General features: G+C 56.6%; 9 protein-coding genes. 3 read left to right on the top strand and 6 right to left on the bottom strand.

The features are described from left to right. Window positions 1-21 precede the first annotated feature (21 nt). The 4 genes from JOE29_RS05005 to JOE29_RS04990 all read right to left on the bottom strand — a co-directional run bounded on the left by JOE29_RS05005 (window position 22) and on the right by JOE29_RS04990 (window position 7,415). Window positions 22-3,285, bottom strand: a complete 3,264-nt coding sequence (locus JOE29_RS05005; protein WP_210079997.1) for an ATP-binding protein — start codon at window positions 3,283-3,285, stop codon at window positions 22-24. A 111-nt stretch (window positions 3,286-3,396) separates the two neighbouring features. Continuing rightward, window positions 3,397-4,662, bottom strand: a complete 1,266-nt coding sequence (locus JOE29_RS05000) for a right-handed parallel beta-helix repeat-containing protein (RefSeq protein WP_210078897.1) — start codon at window positions 4,660-4,662, stop codon at window positions 3,397-3,399. Window positions 4,663-4,895: 233 nt separating this feature from the next. After that, window positions 4,896-6,044 (bottom strand): L-threonine dehydrogenase, encoded by a 1,149-nt coding sequence (gene yiaY, locus JOE29_RS04995; protein ID WP_010424090.1) that lies wholly within the window; start codon window positions 6,042-6,044, stop codon window positions 4,896-4,898. A gap of 150 nt (window positions 6,045-6,194) precedes the next feature. Continuing rightward, window positions 6,195-7,415, bottom strand: a complete 1,221-nt coding sequence (locus JOE29_RS04990; RefSeq protein ID WP_210078895.1) for an SAM-dependent methyltransferase — start codon at window positions 7,413-7,415, stop codon at window positions 6,195-6,197. 296 nt (window positions 7,416-7,711) lie between these two features. On the opposite strand from JOE29_RS04990, the gene JOE29_RS04985 reads away from it, so the two are divergent. Further along, a complete protein-coding gene (locus JOE29_RS04985) occupies window positions 7,712-8,935 on the top strand; it encodes an alpha-xenorhabdolysin family binary toxin subunit A (protein ID WP_074997116.1) in 1,224 nt (407 codons plus the stop codon). Continuing rightward, window positions 8,932-9,948, top strand: coding sequence for an alpha-xenorhabdolysin family binary toxin subunit B (locus tag JOE29_RS04980; protein ID WP_210079996.1), 1,017 nt, complete (start codon window positions 8,932-8,934; stop codon window positions 9,946-9,948). The genes JOE29_RS04985 and JOE29_RS04980 overlap by 4 nt, the downstream gene beginning before the upstream one ends. A 57-nt stretch (window positions 9,949-10,005) precedes the next feature. Here JOE29_RS04980 and JOE29_RS04975 read toward each other — a convergent pair whose 3' ends face one another. Continuing rightward, the gene (locus tag JOE29_RS04975) at window positions 10,006-10,623 is read right to left on the bottom strand and encodes a TPM domain-containing protein (protein WP_003395896.1); all 618 of its coding nucleotides are present in this window, start codon (window positions 10,621-10,623) and stop codon (window positions 10,006-10,008) included. A 25-nt stretch (window positions 10,624-10,648) separates the two neighbouring features. Beyond that, window positions 10,649-11,326, bottom strand: coding sequence for a TPM domain-containing protein (locus JOE29_RS04970; protein WP_044312284.1), 678 nt, complete (start codon window positions 11,324-11,326; stop codon window positions 10,649-10,651). Between the two features lie 336 nt (window positions 11,327-11,662). Between JOE29_RS04970 and bglX the strand changes: the two genes are divergently transcribed. After that, window positions 11,663-13,960, top strand: coding sequence for a beta-glucosidase BglX (gene bglX / locus JOE29_RS04965; protein ID WP_057407192.1), 2,298 nt, complete (start codon window positions 11,663-11,665; stop codon window positions 13,958-13,960). Window positions 13,961-13,978: the final 18 nt, after the last annotated feature.

Here is a 13,978-nt window from a genome sequence, read left to right as displayed (position 1 = left end):
GGCATTCATGCGTAAAGCCCATTACTGGTGTGCTTGAATATCCTGAAGCGGTAGCAGATCCATGACGTCACAGAACAACTGCCGGTGCTTCCAGTCGTTTCTGTCGCCAATCACATAGAGGCGTCGCTTGGCACGCGTCGCCGCCACGTTCAGCAGGTTAGGTTCTGAAACAGCCCAGTTGCGAGCACCCGCTCCGGCAGTGTTGCCGCCCAATACGACGATGACGATCGATGCTTCCTTGCCTTGCATCGTGTGGATCGTGCCCGACACCAGCTTGCCTCGGAGTATGCGCTTGAGGTTTTGCTGCACAGCCTTGAAAGGCGTGATGACCGAAATATCTGTCGCCTCTACGCCATCGCCATGCAGCCGCTTGAGCAGGTAGCGTAAGACCTGGCCTTCCGCAGGCACCCAATTTCCTTCGGAAGACCCACTGACATGTATCCACCCTGTCGGCAGACTGGCGAGGGTTTCTTTGTCGGCGCGCGGTGCAATCGTTCCATACACCATTGCTCCGTCGTAGGCGATACGGTTGGCGAGTGCATACATAGGCTTGTCGCAGCGGCGATGCACGACCAGTGGCAATCCTACCCACGTCTTGCCGCCGGCAGGCCCGGCCATGCGTCCCCAAGGAGTGGCTTCGTCAGCCAGCACCTGTGCGGATTTTTGATTGGGAATCCAGTGCGCATCAACCCCGTAACGTGTACGCATGTGCTCCAGCACCGCATCGGATACGGTAACGATGGGCTTGAGTTGCAGCGGGTCCCCCACCAGCAACGCGCGTCGGGACCGCCATAGTGCGCCGACTGCCTGTTGCGGAGCGGCCTGACCTGCCTCATCCACGAGTAACCAGCCAATCTCACTGGCACCCAGCGAGCCAAACGAACGGGCGAATGATGCGAAGGTGCTGCTCAACACCGGAACGACCATGAACAAAGAAGCCCACGCCGAACGGATTGCATCGCGCGACAACCCTTGGAAACGCGAACCGGTCAGCAGACTATTGATCATGAATAAATTGGAACGCAGTCTTGACGCCTCAAGCTCGAAGAACGTCTGGTGGAGCTTCAGTGCCTGGATGAAAACCCGCGCACGTGCCTTCCGCCAGCCTTCAATGCGCCAGGGTTCGGCCAGTTCAATGGCATCCCCATCCCCGATAGCGTTGTCTTTTAACCAAGCAAGCAAATGGTCAGCCTGATGAGTGGTTGCCAGTTCCCAGGCATCGCGCGTAAGCGTTTGGTCCTGCTGCTGCGATCCCTGAAGCACTCGGCGCGCGTCAGTGATTTTTCTTTCCGCCTGGACCTTATCGATATCGAGTTGTTGAGTAAGGCGTGTGATCCGCGCGAACTCGGCCTTGGCAACGTCACGTTGGCTTTCCAGCAGTGCCCGAGCGGCATTCCAGTCGCGTCGAGCATTTCCCAGACTGAATACATTTGACCAGAAACCGGGTCTGGGTGGGAGCATCCCAAGCGCGTCAAGACACTTCTTCAGTGCCGTATTGGCGGGACCACCTTCCTCGTTATCCAGGCGCGAGAGTTCATTGGCTACCTCAATCAGCGACTGTTCGAATGACCTGAGTTTTTCGGAGTCTTCGGCAATCTTCTTCCTGGCCTCGAGGATGGCCAGGATCAACTCACGAATCCGACTGGCGTCACGGCATGCTTTGCGTTCTTGCGCCTTGACCGCCTCGTAGTCAGAGACTGCTTGCTGCCACAACGCTTGACGTTGCTCTGGTGAACGGACCGCATTCACCTCGGCACTCACATTGAGCCACCCCCAAAATCCCTTCGGGCCCTTCTCTTCCTCGGGTGGAGCATCTTCGCTCTGGCTCTCGCTGTCGTCAGCGTCTTCCATCTCGGCAGAGGAGGCCGAAAAGAGTGCTTCCACGATGTTGTCGACTTCTTCATCAGGGTCGACCTCCGTCTCGTCTTCTACCTGCGCCGCAGCCTTGTCTTCGCTGCCAAACGGGCGCTGACCATAGAAGTAACGATCTACGAATTTGTTGCGACGCGCCTTACTCCCCAATGCACCGGAAATCAGTCCCCACGCAGGCTTATCCGAGACAAGTTCCCCCAGCTCGGCGAAATACTCTGCTTCTGGCAGCCAACTTTCGTCAATCTTGTCTCTCTGCGGCAGTTCCAGTGTCACATTTTCCACGGCACCGTTGTTGGACGAAGCGACTACGATTTCGAAGCCATACAGTGCGGGGTTGAGCCTGAAACTGTATTGCTGCCTGCCACCGTCGTTGGCAGCTTCGCGTCCGTCGCTTGCGAATGCATCGGAAGCACGGCGTAGCTTGGCAAACGCATCGGCGCGGCTGGTGATAATCGCTGCAATAAGGTCGCGCAACAGCGTCGTCTTGCCCGTTCCAGGTGGGCCGTTGACGCCAAGCAGCCCTTGACCATCGGCCAGGGTGGACTGGATTGTGTTGACGGCCAGCTGCTGGGAATGCACCAGGCCCAAATGGTGCTCGGTGGGCCAACAGCTACTGGCGTAGGCATCCGGCATCAGTCGCCCCATCAGTGGCAACGATGCACGCTTATCATCCATATGCAGGCGAAGCTCGGGATCGTGATAGCGCAGGTACTGGTCCAGTGGTTCGCTTTTCACCCCTCTGGAGATCGCATCGGCGACATCGGCAAGATCGTCCAGCAAAAAGCTGTTCAGTGGATCGTCTTCCGACTCGGGCTTGTCGGGCTTGACGGGTTGTGAGCGAAAGCGAAAATGGTGGTGGTCCATCTCACCAAAAAAGTCCCCCAGCCCCAGAAACTGGAGGGTCCAGTGAGTCAGTTCACGCAAGTCTGCGCTTGATACCTCACCTTCGAACAGGCTGTTAGCACGCTCCCTGACGGTCTTTTGGTCGGTCTCGAACCCTCTGGTCCAGTCCTTGCCGGTCAATACCCGCCCTAGAAACCACGCTTCACTCGAAAGCACGAGGCTGTCATCGACCAGTCGGCCCGCCATCGTGAATTTTGCCGCAAACACGGCTGACTCGCGAAACCCGGGCTCCTGGTAGCCCTGATCGGCGCCGTACATCGCATCGAGCTTCTCGGCAACGAGACGGCTGTCGTAAAGATGAGCATAGAGCGTGTGGCTCCATATGCGCTTCTTGGGCAGTTCCTGTGCACTGACGCTACTTTCCGGGGTCCACGGAAGCAGCGGGCGCTGAATTGACGTGTCATGGATAAACGCTTCGTATCGATTAGCGCGTTTTTTCAGCTTGGGTGCTGATTGTGGTTGCAACAACTCGACCGCATGCCAGTACCGGACGATGCTTTCTTGATCCATCAAAATGACTTCCCCTGACTCACTGATCGGGCCTTTTTAGGTGTTAGAAGGCGCGGTATTGCGTGATAGTAAAACGATTGGGTACCGGTGAATGCAACTCAAACATCGAAGTCATTGCAGTAGACCGGTACTGACTTTCCCCACCCCCGCCTCTCCCGGCACCCGCGCCTTGGCTTCCTGCGCCGAAACGGGCATCACCAGATACTGCCGATACTCCCTGAACGCCTCCAGGGCAGAGGCATCCCGAGGGCGATAGTCCTCGCCACTGCTGCGCTGCTGATTCACGACACAGGTTCTGCCTATCGCGCTCATACACGCATCATTGGCGGCTTTTGAGACCGGATCGAACAAGGCGAACGCCGTGCCTGGCTGGTCCACATCGTTATACAGCGGATGAGCCACGTTCTCGAAGTCGTTTCCCTCGACCAGCAGCTGTGACGATGAGGTACGCGACATGATTGCGCCTTGATAGGTCATGCGCTGGAAAACGTTGTTGACCAGTTGGGCACGAACCTGCGCATTGTTCATGCCGCCTGAATGGGGTGCTCTGCCAGAGGTATCGTGTACATAGTTTCTCGACAGCGTCAGCGTGTCCTGACTGCCGAGGAACAGCCATACCCAGTAATGATGGCCATCGCAGGTAGACGAGTAAGGCGTTTGGCCGTCGAACTCATTGCTGGAAATGGTGACGTGTGACGCAGTGCCCCAGCCCGTAACAATCATCTGTCTGCCGATCCGCGCAAAGGTGTTGTGATCGATCCACACGCCATCAGCCTTGTTCAGGGTCAGCGCATCGCCGCCCCATACGACACGTGGATTGATATCCGAAAGCGTCAGGTTGCGAACGATCACGTTATGCGCGCCGTCGCCAATGAACAGCCCAGCGCCCTGAATGCCTGCCTTGTCGCCGAGCCCGATCAATGTCTTGTTGGAGCCGACTTTCAGTGGTTTCAGCCCCGCGTTGTCGTAGGTCACCATGACACGTGGCCTTGATTGGCAGAAGTTGTTGGCGCCATTCAGTGCAAGTTGCTCACCACCCTGCGGGCACGGCTTCACTACGCAGCCAGGCTCGGTGGTTGTGGTATTGCCGTTGGCAATCACGCTCGCGCGGAAGTCGAACGTGTGGTCCAGGACAATCACTCGCGGTGTGTCATCGGTGCAGGCACCGTGCGAGTCATGCGACGCACAGAGTGCTGAGCGAAGTTCATCCAGCGTGGAGGGATGCACGGCAGCCGCGGAGCCTCCGCCGGTCACATCCTTGGCGAAACCTTCAGGAATGTCTGCTGCCCGCACGCATTGCGCGCCTGAAAACAGCAGAACCAGAGTGGCGGCGATCTTCAGATAGCCGCTTTGCAAAAGAGATTGCAGGGGCGTCATCGGTTGAGCTTCCCGTCATGCTCGCGGGATTCGCGAGGACAATCTGGATGCTAAACGGACTGCGGCATGGTCTGCTCCGGTTCCATGGTGCTGGTCAGCCTCTGTTCAGGCACCCTGGCTCACGAAAACACCCGCTCCATCCTGACGCTGTCAATCCCGCGCCCACAACACTCATGATCTTCAAGGGTGTACGGCCAAAGCACGTCCATGGCGGGCCTGTTGTGCAGGAATGATTAAAGTGCCTGGCGAAATATGTCCTGAATCTGCTCGAGATCGGCAGGACGCGGATTGGTCAGGCCACAGGCATCTTTCAGGGCATTAGTGGCCAACAGTGGGAAGTCTTCCTCCTTGACGCCCAGCGCAGCAAGACCTGCCGGAATTTCCACGGCAGCCGACAATGCATGAATGGCGTCGATGGCGGCCTGCGCGCCTTCTTCTGGAGACAGCCCACGGATATTGCTGCCCATGGCGTGCGCAACGTCGGTCAGGCGGGCAGCGCTGACGCTGGCGTTGAAGCGCTGCACATGGGGCAGCAATACGGCGTTGCACACACCGTGGGGCAAATCATAAAAGCCGCCCAACTGGTGCGCCATGGCATGCACATAGCCCAGTGACGCGTTATTGAACGCCATGCCGGCCAGAAACTGGGCATAGGCCATGTTCTCGCGGGCGGTGATGTTTGCCCCGTTGTTGAATGCGTCGCGCAAATTGTTGGCGATCAGCGCCATAGCCTGTAACGCACAGGCGTCAGTGATCGGGTTGGCAGCCGTGGAGACATAGGCTTCGATTGCATGAGTCAAGGCATCCATGCCAGTGGCGGCAGTCAGCGACCTGGGCATGGCGACCATCATGTCGGGATCATTCACCGACAACAGCGGCGTGACGTTGCGGTCGATGATCGCCATTTTTACGTGCCGCGCTTCATCGGTGATGATGCAGAAGCGGGTCATCTCACTCGCGGTTCCGGCGGTGGTATTGATGGCGATCAGCGGCAACTGCGGTTTAGCCGAACGGTCGACGCCCTCATAGTCACTGATGTGCCCTCCGTTGCTGGCGCACAGGGCAATACCTTTTGCACAGTCGTGGGGCGAGCCGCCGCCAAGCGATATGACGAAATCGCACTGGCGCTCCTGCAACAAGGCAAGACCGTTCTCGACATTGGCGATGGTCGGGTTGGGGCGGGCACCGTCGTACACCACCGAGTCGATGCCCTGCTCCACCAGCAGCCCGGCGACCTGACTGGCCACTCCGGCCTTGGCGAGGCCTGCATCCGTGACGATCAGCGCCTTGCGAAATCCGTATTTGCGTATGGCGAGCATGGCTTCGTCAATGCAGCCAGTGCCGATGATGTTCACAGCGGGGATGAAAAAAGTGCTGATCATGACGGACCCTCGTGGGTAGCGCGGATGCTGGGGTGATAAACCAAGCATCCGCCTGGCGCGAGGTACAACCATTGACCCAGCGCAACAAAGCAGTCAAACGCCAGACCGTTGGTCGCAGACTCTTCGCCACTGCGCACAGAACGGCTATTTTCAGCCAATAAAGCCGTCGCTCTTGAGGAGCGTTTCCAGGCAATGCTCGCTAAGGCCGTAGAACGTCTTGAGCTCCTGAATACGCGCCAGCAACTGAGCCGGATCGACCGGCTCGGTACGCTTGACCGCGAGGATCATCTTGTTTTTGTTGGTGTGCTCCAGCGAAATGAACTCGAACACTTTGGTCTCGTAACCACATGCCTCCAGCAACAGCGCGCGCAGGCTGTCGGTGACCATTTCTGCCTGCTGGCCCATGTGCAGACCGTATTGCAGCATCGGCTTCAACAGCGTCGGGCTCTGGATCTGCAAGCGGATCTGTTTGTGGCAGCACGGCGAGCACATGATGATCGAGGCGCCGGAGCGAATGCCCATATGAATGGCGTAGTCTGTCGCGATATCACAGGCGTGCAGCGCGATCATCACGTCCAGCGCGCTGGGCGCCACCGTACGCACGTCACCCTGCGCAAAGGTCAGCCCCGGATGATCGAGCTTCGCCGCCGCCTCGTCGCACAAACTGACCATGTCTTCGCGCAGTTCGACACCGGTCACCTGCCCTTGCGCCTGCAAGGTGTTGCACAGGTAGTCGTGGATGGCGAAGGTCAGATAACCCTTGCCTGAGCCGAAGTCCGCAACCTTGATCGGCTGATCGAGCTTGAGCGGCGATGAGCTCAGTGCATGGGAAAACACTTCGATGAACTTGTTGATCTGCTTCCATTTGCGCGACATGGCCGGAATCAGCTCATGCTGGCGATTGGTCACACCCAAGTCAGTCAGGAATGGCCGGGTAAGCTCCAGGTAGCGTTTCTTCTCGCGGTCATGCCCGGCCGAAGGAGCCTGGCGCTCCTGCTGAGCCTTGCTTTTGAACAGCGTCGTCTTGCCCTTCTTGCTGAACTCCAGCTGCACCTCGTCGGTCAGCGACAAAAGGTGCGCGTTCTTGAAGGACGCCGGTATCAGGCTGGCAATGACAGCCACCGCTTCAGCAAGCGAAAAATTCTTGGTGATGTCGCGAGTCTTGTAGCGATACACAAAGCTCAGGCACGGTTGTTCCTTGACGGTCAGCGGCTTGATGATGATCCGCTGCAGATCAGCCTCGCTGCCCACGTATTTGGCCAGGACCAGCTTGATCAGCGAGTTCTGCGACAGGCTGGTCTCCAGCAGGCCGAGGAACTGCGCGAGATGATCGGTCGCAGCGATGGGTGACGTGGAGGTAATGACTGACATTGAAAATGTGCCTCAAGCGTCCCGTCCGGGACTCGAAAAATCAGGCCTGTATTTTAGGCGTGTCAGCGCGTCATGGGCACCCCTATTTTTCAGGGACTACACACACTGTTCGCACGTGCCTACATCCCCTGAAGAAACGCACATAAACGGTAAAGTAATCCTTGCCAAAAACGATGAACCGCTACTTGCGCGGCATAAAAACATCTTTATAGTCGGTTTGGCTGATTATAAATAATCAGACCAACCCTCTAGAGCTTTTTGCTCGACTGAAATAACTCGCACAAGGAACGTGCATTATGTTGACTCCAGCAGCACTTTTGGAAAACGAAGACATCGCACGGGTTACCTTGAAACCCGTCGAATACCTGAACGTTATCTTTGATGATGAAAAAAGTGGTGGCCGTAGCGCCGGCCTTGTTCTGACCAAGGAAGACATTCTTAGTCTGAAACGCTACGAACGACACGCCCTTAATATTCCCACGTCACTTTCGCGCGTCGAACAGCAATTGGGTTTTACCAAAAGTGGCATTCCCGGGCTTGAGCCTGAAGACATGCTCAAGACCTACAAGGCCATTAACAGTCACGGCAAAAGCTGGTCGGGGATCGAGGATGGCATCAAGCGTACCGGGTTCAATATTGACCTGTTTGCCGCGCAGTTCTCGGTACAGGGTCAGCAGATCATCGACCGCATTGAAAAGATGGATTTTGCCAGACAGATTGATCTGACTGTTGCCGATTTGATCATTGAAGAGGTCCGCAACACACCTCCGGTACCCCTGGAAAAAAACGATCAAAGGGTCTGTAGCACGCTGGCTGAATTTCTGAAGAAAACGGCGTCACAAATAAAAAACCATCAGCACGCTGCCGAAACACTGGAGCAACACATCGATACGTTCAGCTCCGTATTAAGCGTCACGCTCATTCCCGGCATCAACGACAAAGTGAAACTGGCTGCGCGCTCAGACCTGGACCAGCAAATCAAGGAGCTGGAAAAAGATATCGAACAACTGACGACGGACATCGAGCAGAAAAACAAGGAGCATAAAACCGCACTGAATACTATTGCCTGGGGTGGTTTCGGCGGCCCCATCGGGGTCGCTATCACAGGAGGTATTTTTGGCGCCAAAGCGGAAAAGATCCGAAAAGAAAAAAATCGTATGGTTGCTTCAAAGGCTCAGAAAGTTCAACTGCTCAAGGAAAAAGTTCCTTTGACAGCCGCCGTGCGCAGCCTGCAACTCATGTTTGATGATATGTATATTCGTATGTTGGACGCTCACAAAGGCGCCACCCACCTGAAAGACCTCTGGTTACTGTTAGCCACGTACATAGAACGTTCCGCACATGAACTGGCGGCCATCAAAGACGATCAGGCACTGCTGATTTTCGCCATGCAGTTTCAAGGCGTCGTCATGCCGTGGCTGGAAATAAAAGGTAAAACGACTGAGCTATTAAAGATATTTGATAGCGCGCTGGACCAGTTTAAACGCGAACAGCAACCCGCCATTGGCATAGGACGATAACCATGAGCACTGAACGCCTGGATGAGCTGTTAATCCTCACCCCCCCTGACAATGAAGTCATGGAAACAGCCCGTCAGAATATTCTTGCGCAAGTGACCGCGCTGAAGCTGGACTTTTTGCCGGTCATGAAAGAAAAAATGCTGCCGCTTCAGGCCGCATTGATGAGTGCAGACAAGGTCTATGGCCAGGAACTGGCCACTGTCACCGTACAGTTGAATAACATAGACCTGAAGCCGATCAATCAGAAACAACAACTGATTGAAGCCGACGCAAGGCTCAGCGACACACAGAAACAACAAGCGATCAGCCTGCTGAACGGGCAGCGCATTCGGCAGGTATCGAATCTCACAGACGTCGTGCGCCGCAGCGCTCAAGCCATTGCCGAACACAGCGATGATGTGGCGCAGATAAACCTGACGCTGGAAAGCAACCGTTTGCTGGAAACACTTCAGCAACAGATCGACAGCATGACCCAACGCTCAGCCACGCAGGAAAGCGCAATGGCGTTAATCGCTGCAGACCGGCGCCTGCTTGACACAACGATCAAGACATTTGAAAAGTACAACATCGCCGATCAGTTCAAGGAAATGCTGCCTACTCCAGAGGAACTCAAGCTGGTCACCATGACCTCTCCGGAACTCGCGTTGATCAACGCCGGGATTGCCAGACTCGGAAAACTGCTCGACAAGGTCAGCAGCGCCCTGAACTACCTTGACCTCGTTGAAGAACGCGACAGACTGAGGTCTCGCTATAACGCTCTGCTTGACGATTCCCGCACGGCTCTCCGAGAAGCACAGGCAACCCGAGAAAAACTCGACGAGTTGACAGCGCTCGCCGGCGTTGCTCAGAGCAAAACGCTTTGGGTACAAGAGGCGAAAAAGGTTTATCAATCGCTCTACCATTTTCTGGATCAGATAACGTCGCCAGCTGATACTTCGACGTCGATCAGCCAGCAGGTCGAACACCTGCAGACTTACATAAAATCGTTTTACAACGTAAAGCGTATCGTCTGACCCGCAAGGGTTTCAAGAAAGGCAGGTGTCGTTGAACTCGACGCCTGCCTTTTGGCCTTACCCCAGCACCACCAGCCGATTGGGCAGCTCATTTCTGCCGTGGGTTACCGGAACGTGATCGGCAAGCAACTCGCCGCAGGCGTGAATACACCCCAGAAATCCCTGCAGAATCTGCCCGTCTCGAACCTGTTGAGTGAACACGTCGACCATCGCTTTCCAGGTGTCGTCGTGCAGACGACTGGCGATGCCATGATCGACCAGAATTTCGACATAACGCTCGGCCTCGCTGATAAACACCAGAATGCCGGTGCCGTCATGGGTCTTGTGCAGGTTCTGTTCGAGGAACTGCCGACGCGCGAGGTTGCCGGCCCGCCAGCGCCGCACCGAAAGCGGCACCAGCAACGCTGAGACCTTCGACAGGTGGCACACCAGCGCCACAATAATGAACGTGCTCATCTGCGCCAGCATCAACTCGTCCGCGCTCAGCCATTGAAGGCAGTAATTGATCGTGCCCGGCAGCAACAGACCGATCAGCCCGGCCCAGATCAGCGGCATGTAGGCATAGTCGTCAGCACGAGCGGCCAGCACCGTGACCAGCTCGGCGTCAGTGCGCTGCTCGACGCGGTCAATCGCTTCGGCAACCTGCCGCTGTTCGTCTTTGTTCAGTAAAGCCATGGTTCCCTCATTCCGAATCAATCAACTACCAGTTGCCTGAAGCACCGCCGCCGCCGAAACGTCCGCCACTGCGATCAGCGGCTCTTTCACGGGCAGGCCGGGTGGCGCCGCCGCGTCTGACACTGATGATTACAATCCCCAGCACGATGAGGGTCAACACGATTCCGATCAGCCAGACCTGGTCGTCATTGGTCTGCTCGTCAACTTCGGACATCTGTCTTTTCGGTTCAGGATAATCGGGTATCTGCCCGCCCAATGCCGCGATAACCGCGCGCGTACCGCGCTCTATACCGACGGCAAACCGGTTGTCGTCAAACTCGGGGGTCATCAGCATGTCGATGATCAGAGAGGCCTGGGCGTCATTGAGACGATCCTTCAGCACATCGCCGACCTCCATGAACACCTTGCGCTTGTCGCGATAGACCACCAGCAGAACACTGTCATCCTTGCCATGCAGCCCCAGGCCCCAGGCGTCACCGAGTCGAGAGCCGAACTCTTCGATGCTCGTGCCCTGCAGATCAGCGAGGGTTACGACCACCACCCGCTCCCCGGTCGCCTTTTCATGGGCGCTCAGAAGTCTGGCCAGACGAACCGTAGTCTGGCTGTCGAGCATTTGTGCGGCGTCCACCACACTGCCGGTCATCGGCGGAAAAACCAGTGCTGATGGCTCTGCCTCGGCACGCAATACCCCTCCCAACAGCATCACCACGTACAACAACCACTGTGAAACAGACTTCAAAATCCAGACCTCCGGTGTTTTTTTGAATCCATTGAAACGACGCGCCTTAGCCAAAACACAAGTTCCCCGGCATAATCCATCGCCAACACCTGATGCGGTCATTATTTGATCGAACAGGGTCTGTACAAAAATCAATCAAACCGCCATTTTCGTACACACCTTGGGGAGACTTCGTACAGTGAAGCGGATGGCAACTATCCTGGCATCCCGTGCGAACCATAACGCCAAAGGTCCATAACCCAAAAACTGGCTGTCGGACATTAAACGCGAGTTACTGACAAAAGCCTTGAGAAATCATTCATGAATAAGCTGTGTTTATTAGGTTTGCTGGTCGGTATGGCCAGTCAGTCGGTGATGGCCCAGAACGCTGCCGCCACGGACAATACAACGCTTCAGGCCAAGAATGCCTTCATCGGCAAACTCATGAAACAAATGACTCTGGACGAAAAGATCGGTCAGTTACGACTCATCAGTATCAGTTCGGAAATGCCACAGCCGCAAATTCTCAAGGAAATTGCCGCCGGAAGAATCGGCGGCACGTTCAACTCCATTACCCGTTCGGAAAATCGTCCGCTGCAGGAAGCCGCAGTCGCCAAGAGCCGTCTGAAAATTCCGATGTTCTTTGCCTATGACGTGGTTCACGGCCATCGCACGATTTTCCCGATCAGCCTGGGCATGGCCGCAAGCTGGGACATGGACGCCATCGCACTGATGGGCCGGGTCTCGGCCAAAGAAGCCAGTGCCGACAGTATCGACATGACCTTCGCCCCCATGGTGGATATTTCCCGCGACCCTCGCTGGGGCCGCAGTTCCGAAGGGTTCGGTGAAGACACCTACCTGGTGTCACGCATTTCCGATGTGATGGTCAGGTCCTTCCAGGGCAAGAACGTCGCAGCCAACGACAGCATCATGGCCGCCGTCAAACACTTCGCCCTGTATGGCGCGGTAGAAGGCGGACGCGACTACAACACCGTGGACATGAGCATGACGCGCATGTACCAGGACTACCTGCCGCCCTACAAGGCCGGCATCGATGCCGGCGCCGGCGGCATCATGGTCGCACTCAACTCGATCAACGGCGTGCCGTCGACCTCCAACAAATGGTTGATGCAGGACCTGTTGCGCAAGGACTGGGGCTTCAAGGGCGTGACCATCAGCGACCACGGCGCGCTCAAGGAACTGATCGACCACGGCGTGGCCAAGGATTTCCGCGAGGCCGCCAAGCTGGCGATCAAGGCGGGCATCGACCTGAGCATGAACGACGCGGCCTATGGCGAGCAGTTGCCCGGTCTGGTGAAAGACGGCGAGGTTTCCATGAAGGAAATCGACAGCGCCGTGCGTGAAGTGCTGGGTGCCAAGTACGACATGGGCCTGTTCGCCTCGCCTTACGGTCGCATCGGTGTCGCTGCCGAAGATCCGGCCGACACCTATTCCGATGACCGCCTGCACCGTGCCGAAGCTCGAGATGTGGCGCGCAAGACGCTGGTGCTGCTGAAAAACCAGAACGAGACACTGCCACTGAAGAAGCAAGGCACCATCGCAGTGATCGGCGGACTGGCGCAAAGTCACCTCGACATGCTCGGCAGCTGGTCGGCAGCGGGTCGTCCCAACCAGTCGGTGACGGTGTATGAAGGGCTGGCCAACGCAGTCGGCGACAAGGCCAAGCTGGTTTACGCGCGCGGTGCCAACGTCAGTGACAACGAACACGTCCTCAACTACCTGAACTTCATCGAGAAGGAAGTAGAGATCGACCCGCGTCCGGCCCAGGAAATGATCGACGAAGCGGTCAAGGTCGCCGAGCAGGCCGATGTGATCGTTGCCGTGGTCGGCGAGTCGCGTGGCATGTCGCATGAATCGGCCAGCCGCAGCAGCCTGAACATTCCGGGCAAACAGCGCGACCTGATCAAGGCGCTCAAGGCCACTGGCAAACCACTGGTGCTGGTACTGATGAACGGCCGTCCGCTGGTTCTGGTCGACGAACAGGAACAGGCCGACGCCATGCTCGAAACCTGGTTCCCGGGCACCGAAGGCGGCAACGCAGTGGCTGATGTGCTGTTCGGCGACTACAACCCGTCGGGCAAGCTAGCCATGACGTTTCCTCGCTCGATCGGTCAACTGCCGGTCTACTATGCGCACCTGAACACCGGCCGTCCGTATCACGAAGGCAAGCCAGGCAACTACACCTCGCACTATTTCGAGGAGCCCAATGGCCCGCTGTACCCGTTCGGTTATGGTCTGAGCTACACCCAGTTCGACGTCTCGGACATCACGTTGTCGGACGCCAACATGACCCGCAAAGGCAAGCTGACTGCCAGCGTGACCGTGAAAAATACCGGCAAGGTTGCCGGTGCAACTGTTGTGCAGTTGTACCTGCATGACGTAGCGGCGTCGATCAGCCGTCCGGTAAAAGAACTGAAAAACTTCGAAAAAGTGATGCTCGAGCCCGGAGAAGAAAAAGTCGTAACCTTCACCCTCAGTGAAGACGACCTGAAGTTCTACAACACCGAGCTTAAGCACGTGGCAGAACCTGGCGAATTCAAGGTCATGATCGGCCTGGACTCGCAAGCAGTGAAAGAAGCGACCTTCAATCTGTTGTAAACCCTGCGCGTGGCGCGT

It is taken from the genome of Pseudomonas sp. PvP009, assembly GCF_017832995.1.
Classification (GTDB): domain Bacteria; phylum Pseudomonadota; class Gammaproteobacteria; order Pseudomonadales; family Pseudomonadaceae; genus Aquipseudomonas; species Aquipseudomonas syringae.
This window is presented reverse-complemented; position numbering and strand designations above follow the sequence as displayed.